The organism is Salinibacterium amurskyense, assembly GCF_002797685.1.
GTDB lineage: Bacteria > Actinomycetota > Actinomycetes > Actinomycetales > Microbacteriaceae > Rhodoglobus > Rhodoglobus amurskyensis.
In genome coordinates this window covers 82,275-108,667 of sequence record NZ_PGFH01000001.1, presented here as the reverse complement: position 1 = coordinate 108,667, position 26,393 = coordinate 82,275, and the positions used below count along the sequence as shown (strand labels likewise).

General features: G+C 64.0%; 26 protein-coding genes. 9 read left to right on the top strand and 17 right to left on the bottom strand.

Annotated elements, in window-relative coordinates; genetic code table 11:
- Positions 1–32: 32 nt before the first annotated feature.
- The 6 genes from CLV85_RS00510 to CLV85_RS00485 form a co-directional block, all read right to left on the bottom strand.
- Positions 33–1,703: an amidohydrolase gene (locus CLV85_RS00510; RefSeq protein WP_100389208.1), complete on the bottom strand. Its 1,671-nt coding sequence runs from the start codon at positions 1,701–1,703 to the stop codon at positions 33–35.
- Between the two features lie 54 nt (positions 1,704–1,757).
- Complete coding sequence (locus CLV85_RS00505) at positions 1,758–2,600, bottom strand: ABC transporter permease (RefSeq protein ID WP_100387669.1); 843 nt, start codon at positions 2,598–2,600, stop codon at positions 1,758–1,760.
- A complete protein-coding gene (locus tag CLV85_RS00500; RefSeq protein ID WP_373296760.1) occupies positions 2,597–3,481 on the bottom strand; it encodes an ABC transporter permease in 885 nt (294 codons plus the stop codon). Before CLV85_RS00500 ends, CLV85_RS00505 begins: the two co-directional genes overlap by 4 nt.
- A 92-nt stretch (positions 3,482–3,573) precedes the next feature.
- Positions 3,574–4,755 (bottom strand): polyamine ABC transporter substrate-binding protein, encoded by a 1,182-nt coding sequence (locus CLV85_RS00495; RefSeq protein WP_100387667.1) that lies wholly within the window; start codon positions 4,753–4,755, stop codon positions 3,574–3,576.
- A 12-nt stretch (positions 4,756–4,767) separates the two neighbouring features.
- On the bottom strand, positions 4,768–5,988 hold the full coding sequence (locus CLV85_RS00490; RefSeq protein ID WP_100389207.1) for an ABC transporter ATP-binding protein: 1,221 nt from the start codon (positions 5,986–5,988) through the stop codon (positions 4,768–4,770).
- A gap of 203 nt (positions 5,989–6,191) precedes the next feature.
- The gene (locus CLV85_RS00485; RefSeq protein WP_100387666.1) at positions 6,192–6,629 is read right to left on the bottom strand and encodes an Lrp/AsnC family transcriptional regulator; all 438 of its coding nucleotides are present in this window, start codon (positions 6,627–6,629) and stop codon (positions 6,192–6,194) included.
- A 103-nt stretch (positions 6,630–6,732) separates the two neighbouring features.
- Here CLV85_RS00485 and ddaH point away from each other — a divergent pair, with 103 nt between their 5' ends.
- On the top strand, positions 6,733–7,569 hold the full coding sequence (gene ddaH / locus CLV85_RS00480; protein WP_100387665.1) for a dimethylargininase: 837 nt from the start codon (positions 6,733–6,735) through the stop codon (positions 7,567–7,569).
- 185 nt (positions 7,570–7,754) lie between these two features.
- Here the strand turns inward: ddaH and CLV85_RS00475 are convergent, their stop codons facing one another.
- The 3 genes from CLV85_RS00475 to CLV85_RS00465 all read right to left on the bottom strand — a co-directional run bounded on the left by CLV85_RS00475 (position 7,755) and on the right by CLV85_RS00465 (position 10,017).
- Entirely contained in the window at positions 7,755–8,195 is a 441-nt protein-coding gene (locus CLV85_RS00475) for a nitroreductase family deazaflavin-dependent oxidoreductase (protein WP_100387664.1), read from the bottom strand.
- A 50-nt stretch (positions 8,196–8,245) separates the two neighbouring features.
- A complete protein-coding gene (locus tag CLV85_RS00470; protein WP_244899820.1) occupies positions 8,246–9,517 on the bottom strand; it encodes an MFS transporter in 1,272 nt (423 codons plus the stop codon).
- A gap of 101 nt (positions 9,518–9,618) precedes the next feature.
- Complete coding sequence (locus CLV85_RS00465; protein WP_308430448.1) at positions 9,619–10,017, bottom strand: winged helix-turn-helix transcriptional regulator; 399 nt, start codon at positions 10,015–10,017, stop codon at positions 9,619–9,621.
- A 158-nt stretch (positions 10,018–10,175) separates the two neighbouring features.
- On the opposite strand from CLV85_RS00465, the gene CLV85_RS00460 reads away from it, so the two are divergent.
- The 3 genes from CLV85_RS00460 to CLV85_RS00450 all read left to right on the top strand — a co-directional run bounded on the left by CLV85_RS00460 (position 10,176) and on the right by CLV85_RS00450 (position 12,349).
- Positions 10,176–10,541, top strand: a complete 366-nt coding sequence (locus tag CLV85_RS00460; protein ID WP_100387662.1) for a DoxX family protein — start codon at positions 10,176–10,178, stop codon at positions 10,539–10,541.
- A 286-nt stretch (positions 10,542–10,827) separates the two neighbouring features.
- Positions 10,828–11,217, top strand: coding sequence for a VOC family protein (locus CLV85_RS00455; protein WP_100387661.1), 390 nt, complete (start codon positions 10,828–10,830; stop codon positions 11,215–11,217).
- Between the two features lie 28 nt (positions 11,218–11,245).
- Complete coding sequence (locus tag CLV85_RS00450) at positions 11,246–12,349, top strand: acyl-CoA dehydrogenase family protein (RefSeq protein ID WP_100387660.1); 1,104 nt, start codon at positions 11,246–11,248, stop codon at positions 12,347–12,349.
- Here CLV85_RS00450 and CLV85_RS00445 read toward each other — a convergent pair.
- The 5 genes from CLV85_RS00445 to CLV85_RS00425 all read right to left on the bottom strand — a co-directional run bounded on the left by CLV85_RS00445 (position 12,346) and on the right by CLV85_RS00425 (position 19,168).
- Complete coding sequence (locus CLV85_RS00445; protein ID WP_100387659.1) at positions 12,346–12,843, bottom strand: hypothetical protein; 498 nt, start codon at positions 12,841–12,843, stop codon at positions 12,346–12,348. The two genes, CLV85_RS00450 and CLV85_RS00445, sit on opposite strands and share 4 nt — an antisense overlap.
- Before the next feature lie 3 nt (positions 12,844–12,846).
- A complete protein-coding gene (locus tag CLV85_RS00440; protein ID WP_100387658.1) occupies positions 12,847–13,041 on the bottom strand; it encodes a hypothetical protein in 195 nt (64 codons plus the stop codon).
- Positions 13,042–13,126: 85 nt separating this feature from the next.
- Positions 13,127–16,465: a thiol reductant ABC exporter subunit CydC gene (gene cydC, locus CLV85_RS00435; RefSeq protein WP_100387657.1), complete on the bottom strand. Its 3,339-nt coding sequence runs from the start codon at positions 16,463–16,465 to the stop codon at positions 13,127–13,129.
- A 15-nt stretch (positions 16,466–16,480) separates the two neighbouring features.
- A complete protein-coding gene (gene cydB, locus CLV85_RS00430) occupies positions 16,481–17,545 on the bottom strand; it encodes a cytochrome d ubiquinol oxidase subunit II (protein WP_100387656.1) in 1,065 nt (354 codons plus the stop codon).
- 18 nt (positions 17,546–17,563) lie between these two features.
- The gene (locus tag CLV85_RS00425; RefSeq protein ID WP_100387655.1) at positions 17,564–19,168 is read right to left on the bottom strand and encodes a cytochrome ubiquinol oxidase subunit I; all 1,605 of its coding nucleotides are present in this window, start codon (positions 19,166–19,168) and stop codon (positions 17,564–17,566) included.
- Positions 19,169–19,279: 111 nt separating this feature from the next.
- Between CLV85_RS00425 and CLV85_RS00420 the strand changes: the two genes are divergently transcribed.
- The 4 genes from CLV85_RS00420 (at position 19,280) to CLV85_RS00405 (ending at position 21,740) form a co-directional block, all read left to right on the top strand.
- Positions 19,280–19,642 carry a BlaI/MecI/CopY family transcriptional regulator gene (locus CLV85_RS00420; RefSeq protein WP_100387654.1) on the top strand — a complete coding sequence of 121 codons (363 nt, stop codon included), beginning with the start codon at positions 19,280–19,282 and terminating at the stop codon, positions 19,640–19,642.
- 2 nt (positions 19,643–19,644) lie between these two features.
- A complete protein-coding gene (locus CLV85_RS00415; RefSeq protein WP_100387653.1) occupies positions 19,645–20,481 on the top strand; it encodes a M56 family metallopeptidase in 837 nt (278 codons plus the stop codon).
- 142 nt (positions 20,482–20,623) lie between these two features.
- Positions 20,624–20,881 (top strand): hypothetical protein, encoded by a 258-nt coding sequence (locus CLV85_RS00410; RefSeq protein WP_100387652.1) that lies wholly within the window; start codon positions 20,624–20,626, stop codon positions 20,879–20,881.
- Between the two features lie 10 nt (positions 20,882–20,891).
- Positions 20,892–21,740 (top strand): endo alpha-1,4 polygalactosaminidase, encoded by an 849-nt coding sequence (locus CLV85_RS00405; RefSeq protein ID WP_100387651.1) that lies wholly within the window; start codon positions 20,892–20,894, stop codon positions 21,738–21,740.
- A gap of 88 nt (positions 21,741–21,828) precedes the next feature.
- On the opposite strand, the gene CLV85_RS00400 is transcribed toward CLV85_RS00405, so the two are convergent.
- The 3 genes from CLV85_RS00400 to CLV85_RS00390 all read right to left on the bottom strand — a co-directional run bounded on the left by CLV85_RS00400 (position 21,829) and on the right by CLV85_RS00390 (position 25,185).
- Positions 21,829–23,055, bottom strand: coding sequence for an MFS transporter (locus CLV85_RS00400; protein WP_229820435.1), 1,227 nt, complete (start codon positions 23,053–23,055; stop codon positions 21,829–21,831).
- A 112-nt stretch (positions 23,056–23,167) separates the two neighbouring features.
- Positions 23,168–24,526 carry an alpha-hydroxy acid oxidase gene (locus tag CLV85_RS00395; RefSeq protein WP_100387650.1) on the bottom strand — a complete coding sequence of 453 codons (1,359 nt, stop codon included), beginning with the start codon at positions 24,524–24,526 and terminating at the stop codon, positions 23,168–23,170.
- 8 nt (positions 24,527–24,534) lie between these two features.
- A complete protein-coding gene (locus CLV85_RS00390) occupies positions 24,535–25,185 on the bottom strand; it encodes a GntR family transcriptional regulator (protein WP_100387649.1) in 651 nt (216 codons plus the stop codon).
- A gap of 119 nt (positions 25,186–25,304) precedes the next feature.
- Between CLV85_RS00390 and CLV85_RS00385 the strand changes: the two genes are divergently transcribed.
- A complete protein-coding gene (locus CLV85_RS00385) occupies positions 25,305–26,297 on the top strand; it encodes a Gfo/Idh/MocA family protein (protein WP_100387648.1) in 993 nt (330 codons plus the stop codon).
- The last annotated feature ends 96 nt before the right edge of the window (positions 26,298–26,393 follow it).

Here is a 26,393-nt window from a genome sequence, read left to right as displayed (position 1 = left end):
GGCACTTTCCTCTCTCGCCGGGGCGGCGAGCTTTATGGTTGCGCGGGCGCGCGGTACACGCGCTCGCCTTCGACGAACGTCTGCTCAGTGCGGGTGCGGCCGATGTCGGCTTTGGCACCCGCGAAGGGGTTGCGATCGAGAACGACCAGGTCGGCAAGCTTGCCGACCTCGATCGTTCCCGTCTCATCCAAGTGATTGGTGAAGGCCGAGCCCGCGGTGTACGCGGTCATGGCGGTCAGCAGGTCGATGCTTTGCTCGGGCAAGAACGCGTCGTACTCGCCCTCTTCGTGGCCGGGAGCTGCGATGCGATTCACGGCAACGTGGATGGCCGCCATCGGGTCAGGGCTCGATACTGACCAGTCGCTGCCCGAGGCCAAGTGCGTTCCGGCCCGGTGCAGGTCGGCCCACGGGTACTGCCACGAGCTGCGCGGGTCACCCAAGAACGGCAGGGTCAGGTCGACCATCTGCGGTTCGAGCGCAGCCCAGTACGACTGCAGGTTGGCGGTGACGCCCAACTCGGCGAAGCGGTGAACGTCATCCGGATGCACGACCTGCAGGTGCGCAATGTGGTGACGGTTGTCGTTGGGCCCGTTGATCGCTCGCGCTGCTTCGACCGCGTCGAGGCACTCGCGAACCGCGCGGTCGCCGATGGCGTGAAAGTGCACTTGGAAGCCGAGCGCATCGAGTTCGGTGACGTTCGAGATCAGCTGGGCGGCATCGACGAAGGAGATGCCCGAGTTGTCGGTGTGGTGGCCACAGCCGTCGAGGTAGGGCTCCAGCATGGCGGCCGTGAAATTCTCGGCAACGCCGTCTTGCATGATCTTCACGCTCGTCGCGGCGAAGCGCCCGGCAGCGTTCTTCTCGCGGCGCATCACCAGTTCGGGAATCTGTTCGGGGCCACGCGTGCGATCCCACCAGAGGGCTCCGACCACGCGAGCGGTGAGGTCGCCCGACTCGGCCGCAGCCATGTACGCGGGAGTGGCGTCGCCGGCATCCCCGTAACCGCCCAAGATGGCGTCTTGCCACGCGGTGATGCCGAGCGAGTGCAAATACTCTTGGCCAATCAGAAGCGCGCGAGCATAATCTTCGGGCGAGGTTTCGGGCAGCAGCGCATTCACGAGCGACATCGCGCCCTCGTGCAGCGTGCCGGTGGGGTTACCGTCGGCGTCGCGCTCGATGCGGCCATCGGCAGGGTCGGGAGTCTCGGCGGTGATGCCAGCAAGCTCAAGCGCGCGCGAGTTCACCCAGGCGCCATGGCCGTCGCGGTTCGGGATGAACGCGGGGCGGTCGGCAACTGCCAGGTCGAGATCGGATGCCGTTGGCGTGCCACCGGGGAAGGCCGACATGTTCCAGCCACCGCCCAGAATCCACTCGAGCTCGGGGTTCGCCGCGGCATAGTTCGACAGCCGCGCTACGTACTCATCGCGCGTCGAGTCCTCGGAGAGATCGCAGCGGATGAGGTCGAGCCCGCCCCACACGGCGTGCACGTGGGCATCCTGAAATCCGGGGATCAACAGCTTGCCATCGAGGTCGATGACCTCGGTGTCGGGGCCGATGAGATCGCGCACGGCCGCATAGCCAGCGGCATCGCGACTGACGGCAACGATGCGGCCGTCAGCCACAGCGACACTGCCGAGCATCGGCTCGCTGCCGGTCGCCGTGAAGACAGCGCCGCCGGTGAAAACGAGGTCAGCAAACGTCATAATTTCGTGCACTTTCTGGTTCGTTCGAAACGAGGCAGGTGAGGCGCGAGTGGTTTAGCCGCCGCCCACGGTCTTGGCGATGTCGGTGGCGGAATCGCCAGCACGACGCAAGACGTACGCCACGAGCCCGAGAGCCAGCAGCGTCAGCAGCAGCATGATCGTCGAGACCGCCGCAATCTCGGGGCGCAAGCCCGTGCGCACGGCACTCAGCACGTAGACGGGCCACGGTGTTGAACCGGAAACCTGTACGAAGGCCGACACGATTGTGTTGTCGAGGCTGAGAGTGAACGAGAGCAGCCCACCCGCGAGAACGGCGGGCATCACGAGCGGGAGAGTGATCTGCGTGAAACGCTTGAACGGCGGAGCGTAAAGGTCTGCCGCGGCCTCCTCCAAGCTTTCGTCGATGCCCACGAGGCGCGAGCGCACGATGTACGCCACGACAGCGGTCGCGAAGAGTGAGTGGCCGACGACGAGGCGAACGAGGCCGTTGTCGAAGATGCTGAGACCCAGGTCTTGACCCAGGAACACCATCCACGGCAAGAGCGAAACGGCATCCACAATCTCGGGGGTCACCGTGACGAGCACGAGAAGCAGCAAGAACGGTGCTGCCCACTTGCCAGCGCGACGGGCGAGCGCAACGCCCGCCATCGTGCCGAGAGCGGTAGCGATGAGAGCGGCAACAAAACCGGTCTGGATCGACACCATCACGGCATCCGTAATCGCTGGCTTGGTGACGATGGCAGCGAACGAGCCGAAGCCGAATTCGTTCCACGCGACCAGCAAGCGCCCCTCGTTGAACGAGTAGATGATGATGACGGCAATCGGCGCAAAGAGGAACGCGAACACGATCACTGCCCACACCTTGAGCGAAAGGTCTGTCAGGGCTAGTCGCTTCATGACTTGTCTCCCAACACGAGTTTCTGATTGGCGCGCAACGGCCATGCCGCGAGCCAGGAGATGAGGGCGGCAATTGCCACCGTGGTGAGAATTGTCAGCACGAGAACAACAGCCATCGCCGATCCCAGTGCCCAGTTTTGAGCGGTCTGGAACTGGTTGGCGACCATCTGGCCAGCCATGTTCCCCTTGGCACCACCGAGCACGGTTGCCGTGATGTAGTCGCCCATCAGGGGGATGTACACAAGCAGGATGCCCACGACGATGCCGGGCTTAGCCAGCGGGAGCGTCACGTTGAAGAGAGTCGACCAGCGCCCAGCACCGAGGTCTTTGCTCGCTTCCCGCATCGGCAGCGCGACGCGGTCGAAAGCAACGAACATCGGCAGAATCATGAGCGGCAAGTAGTTGTACACCACACCGATGAGTACGGCCGTGCGGGTGAACAGAATCTCCAGCGGCTCATCGAGCGCACCGATTGATTGCAGCGCCTCAGAGAGAACGCCGCTCGGAGCCAAGATGATCTGCCAACCGATCGTGCGAACCAAAAAGTTCGTCCAAAACGGAATCATGACCATTGCGAGCAGGATGCCGCGACGAGAAACCGGAGCCTTGAACGCGAGCCAGTACGCGAATGGGATGGAGATGGCCAGGCAGATAAGCGTGCCGACCACTCCCACCCACAGCGTGTTCTGGAACGTGGCAAAGAACGTCGGAGACAGCGCCTCGGCGTAGCGGTCGAAAGACAGCACGTCGTTGGCGTGGGTTCCGAAAATGCCGGGTTTGTAGCCGAAGCTGAACCACACCACGAGCGCGACGGGCGCGACGAAGAAGGCGAACAGCCACGCCCACGCGGGGATCGCGAGGGCGAAGCTCGGCAGCTTCATCCAGCGGGGGCGCCGTCGTGGTGCTTTCGGCGACGACGCCGACTGGCGTTCGGTGAGAGTGGTCATCCTGGCTTCTCGATTAACAGCGCAGGCTAGGAGCCTGCAGCAACCTTGGTCTTGTCCCAGATCTCAACGATGCGCTGCTGTGCTTCGCTGATGGTCTGGGTGTGCATGGTCTTGATGGTCTCTTCGTCGAAGAACACGAGGTCGAGCATTTCGAGTTCTGCATCGCGAGCGAGGTCTTCAATTCCACTGGTTCCGGTCTGGTAGCCGGTGTAGTCGAGCTGGCGAACAGCAGCTTCGGGCGTGAGCACGTAGTTGATGAAAGCGTGAGCGGCTTCGGGGTTGGTGGCACCCTCAGCGATAGCCCAGTTGTCCATCCAGAGCTCAGTGTCGGGCGAGCCGAGAACCCACTGCCAGCGCTCGGGCTCGTCGCTTTCCATGATGCCGAGGCGAGCATCGCCGTTCCAGCACTGCATCAGAATTTGCTGAGCCTGCGGGATGGCGGCGCCACCGGGGTAAGAGTCGAAAGCCGAGAGGTGCGGAGCGAGCTGCGTGGTGAGGAACTCCTCGGCGGCAGCGAGGTCAGCCTCGTCGGTGGTGTTCCAGTCGATGCCGTTGGCCCAGTAGTAAATGCCGAGCAGCGGAGCCGGGTCATCGAGAACAGACGTCTTGCCGCTCGCTTCGTTCTGGGCGGCGTCGATGAAGTCTTTCCACGACGTGAGTTCGCGGGTGATCTTGGTCTTGTCGTAGACGAAACCGGTGGTGCCCCACGCCTTTGAGATGGAGTACTCGTTGTTCGGGTCCCAGTCGCGGCCCAAGAATGCGGGGTCGACGTGCTTGATGTTGGGGATGAGGTCGAGGTTCAACGGGCTGAGTAGGCCGTTCTCGATCATCTGGGGAAGGAACGGGCCGGTCGGAACGACGATGTCGTAGCCACTCGTGCCGCGAGCGGCAACGAGCTTGGAGATCAGCTCTTCGTTCGAGTTGAACGAGTCGAACGTCACGTTCGGGCCGAGGTCGGCCGTGAACTCGTTGACCAGATCCGGGTCGTCGTAGTCTCCCCAGCTGTAGACGGAAAGGCCCCCCTCAAGCGCACCACCCGTGGCCTGAGGAGAGGAGCCGGTGCCCGACTGAGGCGAGCACGCGGCGAGCAAAGCTGCGCCGGCGGTCGTGCCCGACAACGCCAAGAAGCGGCGGCGGTTGAGCTCAGACTTCATGACCTTTGTCGCGGCGGTCGAAGCGAGAATGCGAACGGGGTTTTCGTGTGACATCAGGTTGCTCCCTTAAAGCGAGATCGAGCTGGTCGGAGGGGCGGGGTTAGAAACGGCGCGGGCAATGTCGGCTTGAGCCTGAGTTGCTTGCTCGCTGGGGAAGAGATGAACCGAGGTGGCATCCCAGGTGCACACCACCGCGTCACCCACGGCAAGGCGCGGGGCGGTCGGGCGCGGAACACGCGACAGCAGCGTCTGGCCGTCGCCGATGGAGACCAAGAACTGCAGCGTCTCACCCTGGTGAGAAACTCCGAGCACTTCGCCCGCGATCCGGTTCTCTGCGGTGGGGGCGGTGGCTGCGCTGGTGCCAGCGGTCGCCGTGACCGTGACGGCCTCCGGGCGAACAGCGGCTTGAGCATCTACGCCAGCTTCGAGTTCTGGATGCGGGATCACCGAACGCAGAACACCGAACGGTGATTCCATCACGTTCAGGTCGCTCGTCATCATGCCCGGCAAGAAGTTCTGCTGGCCAATGAAGCCGGCGACGTAGGCGCTCGCGGGGGAGTCGTAGATCGAGTCAGCGTCATCCAGCTGCTCAATGCGGCCCTTGCGCATGATGGCGATGCGGTCGCTCATCGAGAGCGCCTCACCCTGATCGTGCGTCACGAAGATGAAGGTGATGCCGAGGCGTGACTGCAGAAGCTTGAGCTCGATCTGCATTTCCTCGCGCAGTTGGCGGTCAAGCGCACCCAGCGGCTCGTCAAGGAGAAGAACGGCAGGGCGGTTGATGAGGGCCCGGGCGAGCGCGATGCGCTGCTGCTGGCCGCCGGACAACTGCGTGGGCTTGCGGTCGGCGAACGAGCGCATCTGCACGAGATCGAGCGATTCACTAACCCGCTCGCGAATCTCCGACTTAGGCGTGCCCTTTTGGCGAAGGCCGTAAGCCACGTTCTCCGCCACGCTCATGTGCGGGAAGAGAGCGTAGGCCTGGAAAACCGTGTTGACGTTGCGCTTGTGGGGAGGAACGCCCACGACATCCTGACCAGAAATGTGGATGCTGCCCGAGGTCGGCTCTTCGAAGCCGGCGAGCATGCGCAGTGTTGTCGTCTTGCCGCAGCCCGAGGGGCCGAGCAGAGAGAGGAACTCACCGGGGCGCACGTGCAAGCTGATGTTGTCGACAGCAACGGCGCCACCGAACTTCTTGGTCACGCCCTCAATGACAACGGAACCTTCAGGTTCGCTTGTGTTCGCCGCGTCTGCGTTCGCATGGTCCGCGGCTGAGCCTGCGGGCATGGTGTTTTGGGCTGAAACCGTCACGTTCTTGCGCACCTCCGAGTTCGCGAAAACTGATTCGCGAGTGACTCGTAGTCAATCGGAAAACAGAGCGAAGTGCAACGGTTTGCATGGTTAAGATCGTGTTACGGAACGGATTTCGTTGTTTTTTGATGATTTCACGGTGCAAATCTAAGAAATCGCAATGGCGTCACACGGGCTAGTCACTCGTAGCGGCGGTGAATGAGGCGAGACAACACAATAGAACTGCGCGTGTTGTCGATGTTGGTGGCGGTGCGCAGCCGCTCGAGGGCGACTTCTAGCGAGTGGATGTCGCGCGAGCGCATGTGGACGACGGCGTCAGCAGACCCGCTGACTGTTCCGGCATCCACCACTTCGGGAATGGCACTCAAGATGCGCTTGAGTTCGTGCGGAGCCACGTTTCCGCGGCAAAAGAGCTCGACATACGCCTCGGTGCCCATGCCGTCGATGGCCGGATCGACCTGCACCGTGAAGCCGCGGATGGTGCCATTCGCGACGAGACGATCGACGCGCCGTTTAACTGCGGAGGCCGAGAGCCCCACCGCTTCTCCGATATCTCCATAGCCTGCGCGGGCATTGAGGCGGAGCATGTCGATGATTCCTGCGTCCAGCTTGTCCATTTACCCAGCGTACGGCGGATTGTTGTGCGCTGGCTAGGGTATGCGCGTAAATAGTGCGCAGATTGCGGAGACATTGCGGATAGGTGCGTGAAACACTGGGGCTATGACGATCACTGACACCGAATCGACCACGCCTGCACGCCAGGCCACCGCGAAGACCGTGCTGATGTGCCGTCCTGACTTCTTTACGGTCACGTACAGCATCAACCCGTGGATGAACCCCAACGACCCCACCGACACTAGCCTCGCTGTGAAGCAGTGGCAGACGCTGTACGACACCTACATTGACCTCGGTTTCACCGTCGAGCTCATCGACCCCATCGACGGCCTGCCCGACATGGTCTACGCCGCCAACGGTGGTTTTGTAATTGACGGCAAGGCCTACGGCGCCCTCTTCACGTACGACGAGCGCAAAGCGGAAGGCCCCGCCTACATGGACTGGTTCGGCGCCAACGGCTTCGACGTGGCCTCCCCCCAGAACGTTAATGAGGGTGAGGGCGACTTCCTCCTTGTCGGCGACGACATCCTTGCAGGCATGGGCTTCCGTACTTCAGTCGAAAGCCACCGGGAGCTGGCAGAGCTTTCGGGTCGCAACGTTGTCTCCCTCAACCTCATTAACCCGAGTTTCTACCACGTCGACACCGCCATCGCGAAGCTCGACGAAACCAACATTGCCTACCTCGAGAGCGCCTTCGATGAGCCCTCGCTTGAGAAACTCCGTGCGCTGTATCCCGACGCCATTCTCGCTAGTGAAGAGGATGCGGCAGTGCTCGGACTCAACTCCTACAGCGACGGCTACAACGTCGTTATCGCTGCCCGTGCCAAGGACTTCGAGCGTCAGCTCAAGGAACGCGGCTACAACCCCATCGGCGTCGACCTCTCCGAGCTGCTGCTCGGCGGCGGCGGCGTGAAGTGCTGCACTTTGGAACTTCGCCGCTAGTCGGCACGGCACCTCGGCTTCGTCGCTACGCGTCGTGGGGTGCCTCGATTTCACCGATGAGCGGCGCGATACCTAGATTTCGCTGCTCACCGGCGAAGATGCGCATGGCGCAATGAACAGAACGGATGGCCTGCGCCACGAGCGCGGGCCATTCGTGTTTTCGCTGAGGTGCAGTGTTCGCGCGCTTAGCGCTCTTCGCAAATGACGACCGGGATGTCGCGCGTGGTCTTGGTCTGGTACTCCGCGTAGCGCGAATTCACGGCCACAATCTGGGGCCACAGTTCTGCCTTCTCGGCGGGGCTGGCGGTGTGAGTGCGCACGGGCACGGTACGTCCGCGAACGGTGATTTCGGCATCCGGATTCGCCTGCAGATTGCGGTACCAAAGCGGGTCGCGGTCGTCGCCGCCCTTTGACGCCACAATCACCCAACGGCCCTTGCTGTGCACGGGCGCCGTCAGCATCGTTGAGCGGCGGATGCCCGACACCCGCCCGGTGGTGTGAAGCTCGAGTGAGGGCATGCCGCCCAGAGTCCAGCCGAGGCGACCGCCAGAGACGGCAAGGATCGCGCGGTGCACCCCGTTCATGAGTTTCATGCCGAGGTCGCTGAGACGGTTGTTGGTGCTCATGGGTCTATTCTCGCGCTTCTGCTGGGTGGGGGTTGAGAGCGTTCAGACGTTCAGACAGCCGCGCGGCGCTGCGGCGGGCGCACGAAGAGTGCGAGCGCGGCGACCGCAATCGGGATGCTCGAGAACCACACGGCCGGCTCGGTGAAGTTGCCGCTCACGTCGACGGCCAGCGAGAGGGCGATCGGGCCGAGAGCCGTGGAGCCCAGGGCGATCGCGGTTGTGACACCGCGAATGGAGCCGATGTGCGCGGTGCCGTAGTAGCGCACGTAGGCTGCCGCCTCCATCCCGCGCAGGCTTCCGCCGGCCGCGCCGAGCACGAGACCGTAGAGAACGGCGGTGCCATTGGGGCCGACGACGGAGAGCAACAGCAGTGAGCCGGCGAGCGTGAGCATCGAGAAGATGACGAACAGCTTGGGGCTTACGCGGTCGACGAAAGCGCCGACGATGAGGGTCGCCGCAATGCCTGTGACGGTTTGCGGGAGAAAGTTGGCGGCCGCTTCGAACGGGGTGAGGCCGCGCTCGCCGAGGATCGCGATCTGGTGGAAGGCGAGGCCGGTGCTCAGCATGCCGGAGGCGGCGAGAGAGGCCGCGATGACCCAGAACATACCGGTGCGGGCGGCTTCGCCGAGCATCCACGATTCTTTCTGGATGACGATCTGCGCCGTCGAGAGATCTTCGGCCTGGGCGGCCGCCCGGCTGCGCTTCGGCAGGATGAACGCGAGGGGCACGACGACGGCGAGCACAATCGCGGCTTCCCAGCGCCAGGCAGCGTGGATGCCGACGGCCGAGATGAGTCGTTCGAGGCCGACGGGGGCGAGGGAGATTCCGGCGGATCCAATGGCGGCCGTGATGCCCAGCGCCAGACCGCGGCGATGGGTGATGGCGCGGGCGACCGCCGTGGTGGCGGCGAGGCTGAGGGCACCCTGGCCGAGCATCCGCACACCAACGAACCCGGCGGTGAGGCCAGCGATGCCGTCGACGAAACTGAGGGTGAGCAGCACGCTCGCGAACAGGGCGCCGATGACGATGGTGACGTAGCGGGCGCCGAAGCGGTCGAGGGCGCGGCCGATGAACGGTTGGGCGGCGGCGCCGACGATCGTGCCGAAGAAGTAGCTGACGGAAATGCCGGTGCGAGAGACGTCGAGTTCAGCGATGAGGGGGTCGGTGAAGACGGAGATTCCGGCGGTCTGACCCGGAGCAGTCATCACCGAGATGACGCCGGCGGCGGCGACCAGGCTCACCCACGGCAGCCACTTCACCGGTGATCGCTGTGCTGGAGAGCGTCGGCCCGTCTGCACCACGTTCACGTCAGAGGAAACCACAACCACTCAACCCTTCGTACCCACCGTCGGGCCAGCGTTTGGTGTTGCGACTCCTGCCGCAACTAATAGACAAAATCGTACTAGCCCGCTGGGCGAGGGGGTTACTGCTTCGCTGCCGCCAATTGAGCGGCGGACTCGTCGTACGCGCGGCGGCTCTCTTCGACCCTGTCGGAGTTGGCGAGGGCCCAATCGGCCATCGCCAGAATCGGCGGCAGAAGTTCGCGGCCGACATCCGTGAGCTCATATTCAACGCGCGGAGGGATTTCGGAGTAGACGGTGCGGGAGACGAGGCCGTCGCGCTCGAGGTGGCGCACGGTGCGCGTGAGCATGCGCTGCGAGATGCCCGGTACGCGCTGGCGGAGCACGGTGAACCGCTGCGGCCCGGTCTCGAGCATGCCGACGACCAGCAGCGTCCACTTGTCGCCGATGCGTTCTAGGGCTTCGCGAACGATGGTTCCGCGCTGGGCTTCACACATCTCTTGCATCTCACGCATGGCCATGGTGGCTCCTTGGTTACCTCTGTGTGCCTTTTGTAAGGCCTCTCGAACCAGTCTAGGTTACTAATACTGCCTGAGTAACCAATGGTAACTGTCACAGTTCCGTTAGGTAACCGGGCCCAGATCTTGACCACAACTCGTACTGAAAAGAAAGAAAACCAATGACTATTGCCGTATGGATCGTCTCCGGACTCCTCGCCCTCGCTTACCTCGCCGCCGGCGGACAGAAAATCACCGTTGCCAAGGACAAGGCCTTCACGACCTTCCCCTGGGCTGAAGGCGCTGGTATCCCCATCCTGCGGGTGGTCGGCGTTCTCGAAGTGCTCGGAGCCATCGGCCTTATCGTGCCGGTGCTGACTGGCATCCTCCCGATCCTCACCCCGATCGCCGCCGTAGGCCTCGTGCTCGTGCAGGCAGTCGCCATGATCATTCACGCCCGTCGCGGCGAGTTCAAGGCGCTCCCCGTGAACGCAGTACTGCTGCTGCTTGCCCTCTTCGTAGCAATCGCTCGTTTCGCCGGTTTCTAAAGCGAGACCAGCACACAGAGTTGAGCACCTAGCGCTCACCAGCGGATGCGGCGTGGACCGGGGTTACCCGAGGCCCACGCCGCATTTGTGTGCGTGGGGCTGTTTGTTCGCCGATCCTGCGATCCTGCGATCCTGCGAGCCTGTGCGGCTGCGGCTGCGGCTGCGGCTGCGGGTCTGTTTGTCTGTAGCGGTTCGCGGCGCAGCGGCGTAGCGTCGAGTCACCTCGCATCGCGCGACTCAGGCAGGCCGCGCCTCGGCCACCCGCGAGGGATAGAGAAGGAGCATCATGTTTTCCCCCATCACCGCTTTTTCTGGCTTCAGCGTCAACGACCTCGACGCGGCTCGAACCTTTTACTCCGAGACGCTGGGGCTCACAGCCTCCGATGGCGGCATGGGCACTCTGCGCCTCACGCTTCCCGGCGGTGCCGAAGTGACCATCTACCCCAAGGAGACCCACGAGCCGGCGAGCTTCACCATCCTGAACTTTGCGGTGGAGGATGTCGAAGCCGCCGTCGATGCGCTCAACGAGCGGGGTGTGGTCACCAAGATCTATAACGACGGCGACCTCATGGGCGACCTCGGCACGGACGCGAAGGGCATCATGCGCGGGCACGGCCCCGAGATCGCGTGGTTCAAAGACCCGGCGGGGAATGTGCTTTCCCTTATCTCAGCCTGAGGCCACGCGCGCACAGTAGCGTTGACCCATGACGGTACTCACCCCAGCACTGCTTGATCGCATCCGGTCGCGGGCCGCGCGCTACGACCGCGAGAACATCTTCTTCACCGAAGACCTGCAAGAGCTGCGTGCCGTTGGCTACTTGAAGCCGCGCAGTTTGCGTGAGCTTGCGGATGATCAGCGCCTGCTTGCCGCATATGCTCCGGCCACGGCGCTCGCCATCAACATGCACCTCGTGTGGATCGGTGTTGCGTGGGCTCTGCGCGAGCGCGGTGACTCGAGCCTCGACTGGTTGTTGGCGGATGCCGAAGCCGGCGAAATCTTCGCTTTCGGTTTGAGCGAACCCGGCAATGATCTCGTCATGTGGGACTCGCTCACCACCGCCGAAACCGTCGAGGGCGGTTACGCGTTTACCGGCACCAAGATCTTCACGTCGCTGTCACCCGCGTGGACCCAGCTCGGACTTTTCGGTAAGCACACCGCCGACGATGGCACCGAAACCCTCGTGCATGGTTTCATCTCTCGCGATGAACCCGGCTGGCGTTCCCTCGGCGACTGGGACACCCTCGGCATGCGCGCCACCCAAAGCCACACAACAGTGCTGGATGGCGCCTTCGTTCCCGCGAACCGGGTCGCCCGCGTGCTGCCTGTCGGCCCCAACGCCGATCCGTTCATCTTCGCCGTGTTCGCCAACTTCTTGCCGCTCATCGCCTCCGTCTATGCGGGGCTCGCAGACCGCGCCCTCGAGCTCGGGGTCGAAGCACTGCAGCAGCGCAGCTCGGCCATCAATGGTGAGGCGTACTCCGAGCATCCGGATCTGCGGTGGCGCATGGCGGATGCCGCCCTTGCGCTCGACGCGATTGAACCCCAGTTGCACAGCATCGTCGATGACGTTGATGGGCTCGTGGATCACGGGGCTGGGTGGTTCCGCAAACTGACCGGTGTGAAGCACCGCAGCATCGAAACCGCACGCCACGTTGTCGACCAGGTGATGCGCTCAGCCGGGGGAGGAGCCTTCCGCAGCACGAGCGAACTCTCGCGGCTGCAACGCGATGTGCTCGCCGGCATCTACCACCCCTCGAACCCGGAGTCGGTGTACAAGACTGTCGCGAGCGACCTGTTCGGGGGCTAGCCGCCGTTGATGGCGATGCTCACCCAGCCCAACAGCGCGAGAACAACAGCGACACCGCCGAGCGAGATCGCGATACGCGGTCGCTTGCCCAGAACCAAGTAGTAGAGCGCAGTCGCGATAGGTGCGGTCCACGCTCCCGCCGCGATCATGAACATGCCCAGGAACACGGGAGTGTCTAGGTGGGTGATGAGCCCCGTAACAAAGACTGCGAGACCAGGCACGATCCCGAAGAGTGGACTCAGCGCGATGAATAGTGCGATGGGGAGCGCTCGAGCGGGAACTCGTGCGCTCAGCCACAACCACGTTGGCACGCCGAACAGGGCTGCTACCGGGAGGCCCAGTGCGGTTGCGCGGGCGAAAGCGTGCAGCAGCTCCGTGCCTGTCGAGCCGTAATAGGGAGTTCCCAGCACTACGAGCACAGTGCCCAGAGTCAATGCCACCGCGACGCAGCCGAGAACGGCGGCGATGTCCTTGACGCTTCGCTGCGGATGCACGATCTAAGACTTCTTCGTCGCGCGTCGATGCTGCCAGATAAGTACTAACCCCACGGTGAAGGTAGCGAGATGAGCAAGAACCCCCAACGTCGTCAGGCTGTCCGTGAGCGCTCGCAGGAGAAGAAGGATCAGCGAGCCAGCAGCGACAATCACGCCGCTCCAGAAGAGGGCTGCCGTGCTTCTCGTATTGTTCGTCATCGCATCCTCCGGCAGCCGTTCTGAAAAACGACGTTGCCTCAATGGTAACTATCGAAGCCGCTCACCACCTGTGCGCGTAACCGAGCTAGACCGCAGCGACCTGCTCGCGCGCCCCGAGCCGCAGGCTCACATCGTCATCGCGACGCTCATCATCGTGATGGCTGACAAGCACCACGATCTTGTCGGCGAGAGCCGTGCGCAGGTCGGTGATGAGTTGCTCGGCGCTCGCGGCATCCAAGTGGGCGGTCGGCTCATCGAGGAGCACAACATCCGCCCGCGTGAGAAGAGTTCGGGCAACCGCGAGGCGCTGGCGCTCGCCGCCCGACAGGCTTTCGCCCGCCGACCCAACGCGAGTGTCGAGCCCGCGGTCGAGCGAATCGAAGAGCGGGCCAAGACCTACCTGACGCAGCACCGCGACGAGCTCCTGCTCGGTCGGCTGATCATCGTGCGCACGGCCCAGCAGCAGGTTCGCGCGGATCGTCGAATCGAAGAGGTGCGACTCCTGCGGGCACCACGTCACCGCCGCACGCAATTGTTCAGGCAACAGCTCGCGGGCATCCACACCATTAAGGCGCCACGAGCCAGCGGCCGCTGGAAGATACCCGAGCAGAGCGGCCAACAACGTCGACTTACCCGCGCCCGACGGACCCTCCACGACAAGCCACTCGCCACGCTCAACCCGAGCGGTCGCGCTCGAGAATGCCAGCGTCGGGCTCGAAGGCCAGCGGATGCCGAGCTCTCGCAATTCCAGAACGGTCACGTCACCGAGGGGCTGGTCTGCGCTCGCGGCAGCAGCATCGCGCGAGACAGCACCGCCAGCACTACCAGCACGCTCAACCCCCGCAGTAACCCCGCGCACCTTCGCCAGCGCCGCGCTCAGCGCCGGCCACTGCTGCACGGAGTCGACGAAGGCGATGAGCGAGTCAACGAGGCCGATGGGGATGAGTACAAGTACGGCGACGATGCCGATGGGCAGGGTTCCGGCGACGACGGCGGGAGCGGCGATGGGCAGCATCGCGACGGCGGTCACCGAGCAGGCGAGCACGACAACCGCGTTGCCGATTCCGAGGGCGCGGGCGCTGCGGCGGGAGAGTGCGCCGGCTTCGGCGTCGATGTGATCGAGGCGGGCGAGCATCCGCTCCCCAACACCGTTGGCGCGCAGGTCGCTGGCAGCACCGGTCATGGCGGCGAAGGCGCGCACGACGCGGGACTGCACTTCGGCAATGCCGTTGGCGGCCGAGCGGTCCACGATCACGGCGATGATGGGCGCCGCAATGAGCCCGACCGCGAGACCTGCGAGCAACACGGGAACGGCGGGAGCGTGCAGCATCCCGACCGCGATGAGCGCAGCGAGCGACGTGCCCAGAGCGACGGCGGGAGGCAGCACGACGCGGGGAACAAGATCGCGCACCCGGTCGGAGGCAGCCACGAGGTAGTCGAGCGCGACCCCGCCATTGGCGAGCGCGCGCGAACCGAGTGCCCGAGCGCCAAGACCATTCCACAGGGCGACCCGCAACTCGATCACGGAACCGAGCACAGCGCGGTGGGTGGCGAGACGTTCCGCGTAGCGCAGAGCCGCACGACCGATGCCGAAGAAGCGCACACCCACGATGGCGACGAGCAAGAACATGATGGGCGGATGCTCGCTCGCCCGCACAATCAGCCAGCCCGAGATCGCGGTCAGCGAGATCGCGAAGAGGCTCGCGCCGACGCCGAGAGCAATTGCTCCGACGAGAGTTCCGAGGGAGGGGCGCACAAACTCGAGCAGGCTGGCGAGAGTCGCGCGGGTTGTGCGGGGCGCGTCGAGAGCGTCAACATCCACGTCACCGTCGACCGTCAGCGGATCAACGCGAGCTTCGACAGCGCGGGTGCCGCCCGAAGCGCCCACGGCCACAACCTGATCGGCCAGTGCTGCGATTCCTGATTCGTGCGAGGCAACAAGAACCGTGACGGGGCGACCACGCAGGTCAGCGATCGCGGCTTCAACGCGAGCGGCGGATGCCGGGTCGAGATGGGCGGTCGGCTCATCGAGCAGCAAGAGGGTGGCGCCCGCTTCGACGCGTAGCAGTCCGCGCGCGACGGCGATGCGGCGCAGCTCGCCCGGGCTCACTTGGCGCGGATCAGCCTCGGCAACGGCGGTGAGACCGAGGTCAAGCAGCACCGACTTGATGGCTTTTTCGTCGCTGCTGTAGAGGCGAAGTTCGTCGATCACAGTGTCAGCAACGGTGTGTGGATGCTGCGGAACCCAGGCCACGCGGGAGACGTCGATGCCCCACACGCTGCCGCCGCTCGGCTCGCGATTGCCCGCGAGCACCTCGAGAACACTGGATTTTCCACTGCCGCTTGGCCCATCCAGAGCAGTGATGGTGCCGGGCGTTGCGCGGAAGTTGAGTTTGTCGACCGCAGGCCGCCCGCGCCCCTCATAAGAAATGGTGAGGTCGATGACGCGGAATCCACCGGCACTCTGGCGGTGTTCCCGAGCGCGCGGTGCGTCGATGATCGCGCGGGCACGACGCAGAGCGGTGAGCCCGTTCTCGGAGGAGTGGAACGCGGCACCCAGTTCGCGGAAGGGCGCGAAACACTCGGGCGCGAGCACGAGAGCGATGAGGCCGACGGTAAGCGAGAGCTGGTCATCCACGAGCCGCACACCGACGAAGACGGCGACGACCGCCACCGAAATCGTGGCGATGAGTTCGAGCACGAGCGCCGAAAGAAAAGCGGTGCGCAAGGTTTCCATCGTCTTCGTGCGGTTCTCGGCGGAGATCGACCGCAACGCTTTCGACTGCTCCGCAACGCGGCCAAGGCCGACGAGAACGGGAAGGCCACGGGCCAACTCAACGAGGTGATCGGAGAGTCGTTCGAGGCTCGCGCTGGCGGCCTCGGCACGCTCACGCGTGTGACCGCCCACAAGAATCATGAACACCGGCACGAGCGGAACGGTCAGCACAATGATGAGCGCGCTCACCCAGTCGACCGACAGGATGCGGGCGCCAATTAGCAACGGAACCGTCGCGGTCGTCACAATCGCAGGCAGCACGACGCGGAAGTAATTGTCGAGCTCGTCGAGCCCCACGGTCGCAATCGCGGTACTTGCGCCCGAGCGAGCGTCGGAGCCGGTGAGCACTCGCTCCGCGAGTTCGTGGCGCAGAGACTCCTTGGCCCCTAAGGCGGCGCGGGTCGCGAAACTCTCCGTAGCCCACGCGGTAGCCGCGCGGAGGAGACCGGCCGCGATACCGAGAACGATGGCGAACTGCCAGGCTGCCGCATCCGCTTCAATGACGCCGACGACGCCACGAGCGACCGCTTCGGCCATGAGTACGAGCGCCAGTCCCTTGAGGGACGACAGCAACCCCAGCCCGAACAGTGTGTGCACACCGCCCGGGCCGAAGCCTGCTGCGAGTCGTTCGTGGAGTTTGGCTCTCATGCCCTCCATCGTGCCCTAGCTCGCTGAGGAAGCGGAGGCGCTCGCTGACGAAGCGGGGGCGACCGCAGGCTTCACGAGGTGGGCCTCCGGGATGTGGTGTTCGCTCAGACGGTTGCGGAAGACCCAGTAGGTCCAGCCCTGATACACGAACACCAGTGGCAAACCGAAGGCGGTGACGATGCTCATAACGCTGAGGGTATATTCCCCGCTCGCCGCGTTGGAGATCGTGAGGTTGAACGCGGGGTCGAGCGTCGAGGGCAGTACAACCGGGTAGACGGCGGCGAAGATGGATGACGCCCCCGCGACCAAGAATGCTGCGATCCCCACAAAGGCCCAGCCTTCGCGTCCGGCACGAGCACTGATCCAACCGAAGACCACCGCGATCACCGCGACCACAACGAGCGCCCAGGTGATGAGCGTTCCGTTCTGGAACTGGATGACGAGCACCCACGCCACGATGGGCAGCAGGGCTACGGGGCTCCAACGCACGACGAAGTTGCGGGCTCGAACGCGCACGTCACCATCGGTCTTGAGGCCGAGGAAGACGGAGGCGTGAACCAGCGAGAAACCGACGACCGCGAGGCCACCGAGGACGGCGTACGGCGTGAACCAGGCGAAGGCGCCGCCAACGCGGTCACCGTTTGCGTCAATCGGGAGACCGGTGGTGGTGAGCGCGAGGGCTGCACCGATACCGAAAGCGGAACCGAGCGAGCCGAGCCCGAGAGCGCGATCCCACCACATACGCCACTTGTCGGTGGAGCCCTTGCCGCGGTACTCAATCGCAACCGCGCGGAAGATCAGGCTCACGAGCACAATCGTCAGCGGGATGTAGAGCGCCGAAAAGAGCGATGCATACCAAAACGGGAATGCAGCGAAGGTGGCGGCTCCGGCTGTGATCAGCCAGACCTCGTTGCCGTCCCAGACCGGGCCGATGGCATTGAGCATGAGGCGACGCTCACGGTCTTTGCGGGTGCTGAAGAGCAGCAGCATCCCGACACCAAGGTCGAAGCCTTCGAGAAGGAGGTAGCCGATCCACAATGCCGCGATCGCGATAAACCAGATAGTGGGAAGAAGTTCCATGAGTAGCTGCCCTTCTGCTTAGTAGGCGAACGCGAGAACGTCGTCGCGCTTGTCTGGTTTGTTGGGGTCGTCAGGGTCGCTGCCCGTGCCGTCGTGGCCTTCGCCATCCGGATGCGCGAGCTCGGGCATTGCCGAGGCAACGCCACCGCGCACGTACTTGACGAGCAGCTTGATCTCGAAGACAAGCAGGAAGCCGTAGACGAGAGCCAGAGAGGCGAGCGAGAAGATCATCTCTTCTCCACTCACGCCGGGGGAGACCGCGGCGGCAGTGAACATGAAGACACCGTCAACGCCACTGGGGTTAGGGTTCGGGGCGACCACGAAGGGCTGGCGACCCATCTCGGTGAAGACCCAACCGGCGATGTTGGCGCCGAACGGGGCAGCGATGCTGAGCAATGCCGTTCCCATGAGGAACTTCGAGCGCGGCACCGTGCCCTTGCGAACGATCCACAGAGTGAGGAGCGCGAAGCCGGCAGCGAGAGCACCGAAACCGATCATGAGGCGGAAGCCCCAGTAAGTAACTTCCATGAGAGGCAGATACTCGATTTCTTGACCGGCGCGCTCACCGTACAGCGGGTCATCCGGCAGGTTGGTTCCATAGAGCGCCTGGTATTCAGGGATGAGCGTGTTCACGCCCTTGATCTCGGTATCGAAGTCCCCGTGGGCCAAGAAGGAGAGCAGCCCGGGAATCTCGATGATGCCCACGACGTCGTCACAGTTCTGGCCGCCGAGTGGGCCAATCGAGAGCACGGAGAAGCTCGTGCCGTCGTGGCACGCAGCCTCGGCGGCGGCCATCTTGAGCGGCTGCTGCTCGAACATAAGCTTGGCCTGCAGGTCACCCGTGATCGAGAGCGCGCCGAATCCGAGAACGGCGATTACAGCGCCGATGCGGATGCTCTTGATCCAGACGGCGTGGTCCTTGCGATCGCGACCGGGGATGCTGAGGTTCTCGCCGACGACGACGCGACCCGTGGCATCCACGGTGTCGATTCCATCGCGACGGCGCTGCCACAGCTGGTACCACGAGATGCCGACCACGAAGCCCGCGCCGACGGCGATGGCACCGGTGATGGTGTGGGAGTAAGCCGAGAGGGCGGTGTTGTTGGTGAGCACGGCCCAGATGTCGGTCATGACGGGGCGACCGTCGATGAGTTCAACACCGACCGGGTGCTGCATCCACGAGTTGGCGACGATGATGAAGAAAGCCGAGACGACGGAGCCGGCGACAGCAATCCACAGGGTTGCGAGGTGCAGCTTCTTGCCGAGGCGATCCCAACCGAAGATCCAGAGGCCGAGGAAGACTGACTCAAAGAAGAAGGCGAGCAAGCCTTCCATGGCCAGCGGTGCTCCGAAGACGTCGCCGACGAAGCGGGAGTATTCGCTCCACGCCATTCCGAACTGGAACTCCTGAACGAGGCCAGTGGCCACACCCATGATGAAGTTGATGAGGTACAACTTGCCCCAAAACTTGGTCATGCGCAGCCACTTTTCGTCACCCGTGCGCACCCATTGGGTTTGCATGAGCGCCACGATGGGGCCGAGGCCCAACGTGAGTGGAACCATGATGAAGTGGTAGACGGTGGTGATTCCAAATTGCCATCTGGCGATTTCTAGGGGGTCCACTCCTGGCCTTTCGGTGGCGGGTTTCGCGCTAGTTCTACATCCTGTAGAACCGCTGTGTATACATTTCTACACCTTCGTAGAAATTATTTCTACTTAGGGTAGAATTGCTTCATGAACTCCCTAGGTGAACTCGAACGCAGTGTCATGGACCTGCTGTGGGCGAGCGCCGAAAGCCTCTCGGCCTATGACCTTCAGGCTGCCCTCGCGTCGTCGGAGGCGTCGGGCCGTGAACTGGCCGCCACGACCGTTCTCACCGTGCTCTCTCGCCTCGAGAAGAAGAACTATGTAGTGCGCGAACGGGATGTGCGTCCGCACCGTTACCGTGCCGCCTCAGTTCGTGCTGAGCACATGGCCGACCTCATGCACGAGGTGTTGGGCGGAGCGAGCGACCGTACTGCCGTGCTCGAGCGGTTCGTCGGCCAGGTTTCGAACGAAGAAGCTGAGACCCTCCGCCGTATTCTCGCCGGACGCTAACCGTGGTCGCCGCCGCGATCATCCTCGGTGCCATCGCCATTCTCTTGGCCTGGCCCGTGCCGGCGATCCTTCCGGGGGCGCGTTGGGCGTACAAGCGCCCGACTCTCGGGCTGCTCGTCTGGCAACTTGTCGCACTCGTAGGTGGCTTCAGCATGATCGGTTCGCTCGTACTGCTCGGGGCCGCGACCTTCGCTAGCGATCTTCCGGATGCCGCCACGGGCATGTGGCGTTTCGTCACCCACAATGAACTCCCTGAGGGCTCCTCGGTGTGGTCGCTGCTCGCACTCTCGGGAGCATTGTTCCTCACTGTGCACTTGCTGCTGAACCTGCTTGTCACGTTCGTCTATGCCGAGCGCGAGCGTGCCCGGCACTCCCAACTCATCACCCTGCTGAGTGAGCCAATGACCGACCGGCCCGGCACGCGCCTCATCGATACCCCCGCGCCCGTTGCCTACTGCCTGCCGGGCGCCTTGACCTCCGTCACGGTACTGTCCGCTGGCCTGATTGCATTGCTCGACGAAGAAGAGCTGCGTGCGGTTGTCGAACACGAACGCGCCCACGTGCGCCTGCGTCACGACATCGTGCTGATCTTCTTCACCGCGTGGAAAGCCTCGTTGCCGTGGCTGCCCACAGCCCGCAACGCTTCCCGCGAAGTCGCTCTCCTGCTCGAAATGCACGCGGATGACAACGCCCTGAAAGACGTCAGCCGCGGCAGTCTCGCGCGCGCCATCACCGTAGTGGCTGAAGGCGGAGCCCTCCCGCAGCGCAGCGAGCTCTCCGCCGCTATGCCTGAATCGACCCCAAAAGAACTGCGTGCTCGGCTGCTTCGTCTCGCCTAGACCTCACTGAGCTAGTCCGCCTTAATGACGACTAGATTGGCCCCCATTTGGGGTCTAGCGTTCAAGTAGAGAGAAAGTCTCAGGCTTTTTCTCGCGCTACACAGTCGCACTAACCAGCAGAACTGAAAGCACGGGGGCAATCATGAACAGGAAAATATTCGGGTGGGTAGTCGTTCTTCTGGCGAGCCTTACCGCCGCTGCGGCAGCCACCGTCTGGCTGATCGTGGCCGGCACCGGCCTTGACTTAGCCGCGGGCATCCCGCCGCTTCCCGCCGTGGTGTTGGGCATTTCGGCTCTGCTGGCGATCGTTGCGAGCTTCGCGCTCATTCGGGCCGAGCTGCCACCGCACCGCTCCCACATGCGCGCGACCTACATCTCGCGCCGGGCCGGAGCAGCCTAGGCTCGACTGCATGACAGCACGCCCACGACGAGCCCCGTGGGCGGCGTTGTGTGTCGCGGTCGCGCTTACTGTGCTCGCCGGATGCTCCGCCGCTGCCCCGCCAACAACTGAGCCGCGCGACCCTTCCACCGCTACCGCCTCCCCGAGCCTCTTCGCCGCCGGCGCCGTCGCGGATTACCAGCTCGGCGCAGCGTACGAGCCCGACGCTGCCGTCACTGTCGTGGTGCGCGACGCCAGCGAAGAACCTCTCGCCGGTGCCTATTCCATTTGCTACCTCAACGGCTTTCAATCGCAGCCGGGGGAGTCGTGGCCGAGCGAGCTGCTGCTGCGCGATGCCGAAGGCGATCCGGTTATCGATGCGAACTGGCCAGACGAGACGCTTCTCGACATCCGTACCGCGAGCAATCGTGAGGCGATCGCCGAGCGACTCGCGCCGCTGATCGAGGACTGCGCAGGCAAGGGGTTCGTGGCGGTGGAGTTCGATAACCTCGACAGCTACACGCGCTCCGAGGGGATTCTTGAGCGCGAGCAGGCGGTAGCAATGGCGACGCTGTTCGTGCAGCTCGGCCACAGTAGCGGACTCGCGGTAGCCCAGAAGAATTCGGCGGAGTTGCTGGGGGAGGCGGCATCCGCCATCGGGTTCGACTTCGCGATTGTGGAGGAGTGCGACCAGTACTCAGAGTGCGGCGACTTCACCGACTTTTATGGTGATGCCGTTATCGACGTCGAGTACACCGATGAGCTGCGACGCCCGTTCACTGAGGTGTGTGCGGATGCTGCGACACCGCCCATCACGATGCTGCGGGATCGCGATCTCACGCCGCCCGGCTCAGCCGAGCACACCTTCGAACACTGCTGATTGTGCTCGCGCGAGGGCGCCACTGGCCGCCAACAGTCGGCCAACGTGCCGGGCAGCGAACTCGCCGGCCGACTAGCCCGCGCGTGAGCTAGTCGGTGACTTTCGGCCCACGCAAGAACGCGAGCGGCAGCGTGAGCAACGAGATTGCGGCGGCGACCAAGACGGCGGGCGGGAACGAGAACGCGGTCGCGAGGGTTCCGATGAGAACCGAACCGAGAGCGGTGCCGAGGTCGAAACCAATGTTCCAGGCGGCGCTGGCCGTGCCGTACTGCTTGCGCCGCACGGCTGCCAAGGAGATCACGAGCGTCAGGTTTTGCAGACCCCCGTAGGCGATACCGAGGAGCGTCATGCCGACCAGGAACAGCAGGATGCCGGTGGCGTCGGGATTCTGAACGGCGGCGGCAATCGCCACTAGTCCGACCACCGAGATCACGACGAGGGGCCAGAGGAATCGCTCGGCACCGAAACGGTCGGAGAGCCCGCCGATGGACCAGCGAGTGATAGCTGCGCTCAAGGTGAGGAGCGCGAGAGCCGCGGCAGTAGCGCCGGGCGAGGAACTCATTTGCGGGGCGAAGGTAAGCAGGGCACCACCGGCGAGGGTGACGCCGCTGAGCAGCATCATCGGTCGCAGAAGGCTGATCGCAAGCGAGCGGCGTTCTGACTTTCCGCCATCCACGGAGACGATCGGTGTCGCGTCGGTGTAGGGGAGAAGGTCGCGAGCGGCAGCCTGCTCGCGAAGCACTCGCGCAAGGCGCGGGGCAGAACTAATGCCGAGCAGGGGAAGGGCGCCAATCACGAAGACTGCCCAGAACCCGACGGTGTCGGCGAGGAAGGATGCGGTTGGTACGAGGATGATCTGCGGAACAGCAATCGCAGCGCCGTAGATTCCGACGGCGGCACCATGCTGGGTGCGATCGACGAGGTTCGCTACCACCGTGGAACCGGTAACGGTCAGGATGCCGAAGCCAATTCCGCGCACCGCCGAGATCGCGAGAATCCACGCGAGTTGATCCGAGATGAAGAGCAAGAGCGCGGGGGCGCCGAGGAGGGCAAGCCCCACCGCCAGTACGCGGCCGGTGCCGAAATGATCGAGCAGGCGCGGCACGAAGGGTTGCGTCATGACCGTCACGATCAGCAGGAGTCCGTTCACCAACCCCGAGCCAGCTTCGGTTGCCCCACCTTGAACCGCCCACAGCGGAACGACCGGAATCAGCGCAACGAAGCCTCCGAAACCTGCGGCCGTGAGCACCAACAGAGCTGGTATTCCGGGTGCCCGCCAGACGGGAGGAGGGGCATCGACAGAGTTCTGAGTCACGATGCTTAACCCTATGCCCCGCCGGGTCTCAACTGACCGAGGTCAGAAGCCGAAACCCGGCGGGGTAGAGAACTCGCGCGGCAGCCCACCACAACCTGCGGCACGAGTGGTCTTACTTCTTTGCAGCAGTCTTGGTGGCAGCCTTCTTGGTGACGGCCTTCGTCGCGGCCGGAGTCGACGCGGCTGCCTTGCGCGGCGCAGCACGCTTAGCGGGAACCGCAGCGGCGGCGCTCGGCGCGACGGCACGGGGTGCCAGTCGCTGCAGCTGAGTGACGTGCTTGGGTTCAAGCTCTTCGATGCTCGTGACTTCGAGCAGCTTCATGGTGCGCACGATCTGGTCCGACAGGATCTCGATCGTGCGGTCGACGCCCTCGCGACCTCCGGCCATAAGGCCGTACAGGTAGGCACGGCCGATGAGTGTGAACTTGGCACCGAGCGCCATCGAAGCCACGACATCCGCACCGTTCATGATGCCGGTGTCGACCATCACCTCAACGTCGTTACCGACTTCGCGGGCGACCTCGGGCAGCAAGTGGAAGGGGATGGGCGCGCGGTCGAGCTGGCGGCCACCGTGGTTCGAGAGCAGGATGCCGTCGACGCCTAGGTCGGCAAGGCGCTTCGAGTCTTCAAGGTTCTGCACTCCCTTAATTACGATCTTGCCTGGCCACATGGCGCGGATGATCTTGAGGTCGTCGTAGTTGATTGACGGGTCCATGGCGGAGTCGAGCAGTTCGCCCACGGTGCCGCCGGTGGTTGCGAGCGACGCAAACTCGAGCGGGGGAGTCGTGAGGAAGTCGAACCACCACCACGGGCGGGGGATCGCGTTGAGTATCGTGCCGGCCGTCAGCTGCGGCGGAATCGAGAAGCCATTGCGCTTATCCCGCAGTCGCGCCCCGGCAACCGGGGTGTCGACGGTGAACATGAGGGTGTCGTAGCCAGCGGCGGCCGCGCGTTCGACAAGACCGTACGAGATCTCTCGCTCGCGCATCACGTACAGCTGGAACCAGTTGCGACCGTTCGGGTTTGCGGCCTTCACATCTTCAATGGATGTCGTGCCGAGCGTCGACAGCGTGAACGGGATGCCTGCTGCCGCTGCCGCGCCCGCGCCCGCGATCTCGCCCTCGGTCTGCATGAGACGAGTGAATCCCGTGGGGGCGATACCGAAGGGCATCGCGGAGGTGCCGCCGAGAATCTGGGTGGTGGTGGAGACGTTTGAAGCGTCGCGAAGGATCGAGGGGTGAAACTCGATGTCTTCGAAGGCCTGGCGCGCACGGCTCAACGAGATTTCGCCTTCGGCCGAGCCATCCGTGTAGTCGTAGGCAGCCTTGGGCGTGCGACGCTTGGCGATGTCTTTGAGGTCGTAGATCGTGAGGGCGCTGTCGAGACGGCGTTTCTTGCCGTTGAGCTCGGGGGCCTTGAACTTCATGAGCTTCGCGAGCTCTACGGGGTTCGGAAATTGACGCTTAACCATGAGGTGCCTTAGCTGTCGGTGTCGAGATCGGTGTCGGTGTCGAGGTGGGTGAGGAGGCGATCGCGCGCCCCCAAAATGTGGTCGCGGGTAAGGCGCTCTGCTGTCGCGGCATCCCCGGCGGTGATGGCATCGAGGATGCCCTGGTGCTGTTCGGCCACCTCGTGGGCGGTAATGAGTTGGGCAGACTGAACCTGCCCAATGCACAGCTCGACTTCACCCATGAGCAGTTCGTGCAGGCGGGTGAGGCGTGAGCTGGGCTGACCGGCGACGAGCGCGCGGTGGGACTGGATGTCGTGGTGCGCGAAATCATCGGTGGCGGTGAGCGCCCGGTGGGCTGCCAGCGCCTCCGCCGGAATCGCGCCGGCCTCGGCTAGCGCCGCCATCGCGGCGGTCTCCACGATGGAGCGGGTGTCAAAGAGATCCAGCACGTCGTCGTAGCTGAGCTCGGGCACGCGCGCGGCCCGGTGGGCTTCGCGACGCAGGATGCCGTCAGCGACGAGGCGGTCAATGGCGATGCGCGCGGTGGGGCGGGCAACGCCGAACCGCAGGGCGACGGCCGACTCGGTGATGGCCGATCCGGGGGCATCGCGCTGGGCGATGATGTCCGCGCGAAGCTTCTGAGCGACGGTCTCGGGGAGCACTGCAGCGTTCTCAATCATCGTGCGCTCCCTCTTCGTTGACTCGGATTGTCAAACAATCTAACAGAATGTAAGACAAAGCAAAATAGACACCTGTTACATTGGCGACGTATGTTTTCGTGCGCAACAAAGGAGATGGCATGACGAAGCAAGTGGCCTGGGGAATTCTGGGCACCGGGTGGATCGCGGGCCTACAAGCCAGCGACCTCATCGAGCACGGCCACAACGTCGTTGCGGTCGGATCCCGCACCGCGGAATCGGCCACCACGTTTGCTGCCGAGTACGGCATCCCGACCGCGCACGGCAGCTACGAAGACCTCGTTGCTGACCCGAATGTTGACGCGATCTATGTTGCTTCGCCTCACCCCTTCCACGAAGAGCACGCGCTCCTCGCGCTCAACGCGGGCAAGCATGTGCTCGTGGAAAAGGTGTTCACGATGAACGCGGCGCAGGCCGAGACCGTCGTCTCCCGGGCATCCGAACTGAACCTTGTCGTGCTCGAAGCCATGTGGACGCGCTACCTGCCGCACATGGTGCGTATTCGTCAGCTCATCGCCGACGGGGCTCTCGGAACGATCCGCAGCGTGATCGCCGATCACAACCAGAACCTGCCCAGCGACCCGCTGCACCGCATCAACAACCCCCTGCTGGGCGGCGGTGCACTGCTCGACCTCGGCATTTACCCGGTGTCGTTCGCGCACGACATTCTGGGGGCGCCGTCGAGCATCGTGGCCGTCGCCACCAAGACCGGCACGGATGTCGACCGCCAGACCTCGATGATCTTCAGCTACGGCACCGAAGCTCAAGCAGTGCTGCAGACGACGCTCGACCTCGCCGGCCCCACGCGCGCCGTGATCGTCGGCACTGAAGGCCGCATCGAAATCGCCGAGACCTGGTACGCGCCCACGACCTACACGCGCTTCGATGGCAAGGGCAACGTTGTTGAAGAATTCGACGGCACCGTTACGGGTCGCGGCATGCAGTTTCAGGCCGCCGAGCTCGAGCGCCTCGTCACTGAAGGTGAGATCGCCAACGACATCCTGTCGCCGAGCGAGAGCATCGAAATCATGCACACGCTCGACGAGATCCGTCGTCAGATCGGGTTGACCTACCCGATGCTCGACGAAGGCTAACGAGCTCACTCGCGCCAGCGCGGGCTGCCTAGCCTTCGCGTGTTAATCACCTCAGCGCCAGCTACCGAATTGATCGGTGGCTGGCGCTGTGTTCGT

What these genes read in the sequence shown, in the direction of transcription:
- CLV85_RS00510 (WP_100389208.1), bottom strand. Translation starts at nt 1,703, where the DNA reads ATGACGTTTGCTGACCTCGTTTTCACCGGCGGCGCTGTCTTCACGGCG.
- CLV85_RS00505 (WP_100387669.1), bottom strand. Translation starts at nt 2,600, where the DNA reads ATGAAGCGACTAGCCCTGACAGACCTTTCGCTCAAGGTGTGGGCAGTG.
- CLV85_RS00500 (WP_373296760.1), bottom strand. Translation starts at nt 3,481, where the DNA reads ATGAAGCTGCCGAGCTTCGCCCTCGCGATCCCCGCGTGGGCGTGGCTG.
- CLV85_RS00495 (WP_100387667.1), bottom strand. Translation starts at nt 4,755, where the DNA reads ATGTCACACGAAAACCCCGTTCGCATTCTCGCTTCGACCGCCGCGACA.
- CLV85_RS00490 (WP_100389207.1), bottom strand. Translation starts at nt 5,988, where the DNA reads ATGCCCGCAGGCTCAGCCGCGGACCATGCGAACGCAGACGCGGCGAAC.
- CLV85_RS00485 (WP_100387666.1), bottom strand. Translation starts at nt 6,629, where the DNA reads ATGGACAAGCTGGACGCAGGAATCATCGACATGCTCCGCCTCAATGCC.
- ddaH (WP_100387665.1), top strand. Translation starts at nt 6,733, where the DNA reads ATGACGATCACTGACACCGAATCGACCACGCCTGCACGCCAGGCCACC.
- CLV85_RS00475 (WP_100387664.1), bottom strand. Translation starts at nt 8,195, where the DNA reads ATGAGCACCAACAACCGTCTCAGCGACCTCGGCATGAAACTCATGAAC.
- CLV85_RS00465 (WP_308430448.1), bottom strand. Translation starts at nt 10,017, where the DNA reads ATGGCCATGCGTGAGATGCAAGAGATGTGTGAAGCCCAGCGCGGAACC.
- CLV85_RS00460 (WP_100387662.1), top strand. Translation starts at nt 10,176, where the DNA reads ATGACTATTGCCGTATGGATCGTCTCCGGACTCCTCGCCCTCGCTTAC.
- CLV85_RS00455 (WP_100387661.1), top strand. Translation starts at nt 10,828, where the DNA reads ATGTTTTCCCCCATCACCGCTTTTTCTGGCTTCAGCGTCAACGACCTC.
- CLV85_RS00450 (WP_100387660.1), top strand. Translation starts at nt 11,246, where the DNA reads ATGACGGTACTCACCCCAGCACTGCTTGATCGCATCCGGTCGCGGGCC.
- CLV85_RS00440 (WP_100387658.1), bottom strand. Translation starts at nt 13,041, where the DNA reads ATGACGAACAATACGAGAAGCACGGCAGCCCTCTTCTGGAGCGGCGTG.
- cydC (WP_100387657.1), bottom strand. Translation starts at nt 16,465, where the DNA reads ATGAGAGCCAAACTCCACGAACGACTCGCAGCAGGCTTCGGCCCGGGC.
- cydB (WP_100387656.1), bottom strand. Translation starts at nt 17,545, where the DNA reads ATGGAACTTCTTCCCACTATCTGGTTTATCGCGATCGCGGCATTGTGG.
- CLV85_RS00420 (WP_100387654.1), top strand. Translation starts at nt 19,280, where the DNA reads ATGAACTCCCTAGGTGAACTCGAACGCAGTGTCATGGACCTGCTGTGG.
- CLV85_RS00410 (WP_100387652.1), top strand. Translation starts at nt 20,624, where the DNA reads ATGAACAGGAAAATATTCGGGTGGGTAGTCGTTCTTCTGGCGAGCCTT.
- CLV85_RS00405 (WP_100387651.1), top strand. Translation starts at nt 20,892, where the DNA reads ATGACAGCACGCCCACGACGAGCCCCGTGGGCGGCGTTGTGTGTCGCG.
- CLV85_RS00395 (WP_100387650.1), bottom strand. Translation starts at nt 24,526, where the DNA reads ATGGTTAAGCGTCAATTTCCGAACCCCGTAGAGCTCGCGAAGCTCATG.
- CLV85_RS00390 (WP_100387649.1), bottom strand. Translation starts at nt 25,185, where the DNA reads ATGATTGAGAACGCTGCAGTGCTCCCCGAGACCGTCGCTCAGAAGCTT.
- CLV85_RS00385 (WP_100387648.1), top strand. Translation starts at nt 25,305, where the DNA reads ATGACGAAGCAAGTGGCCTGGGGAATTCTGGGCACCGGGTGGATCGCG.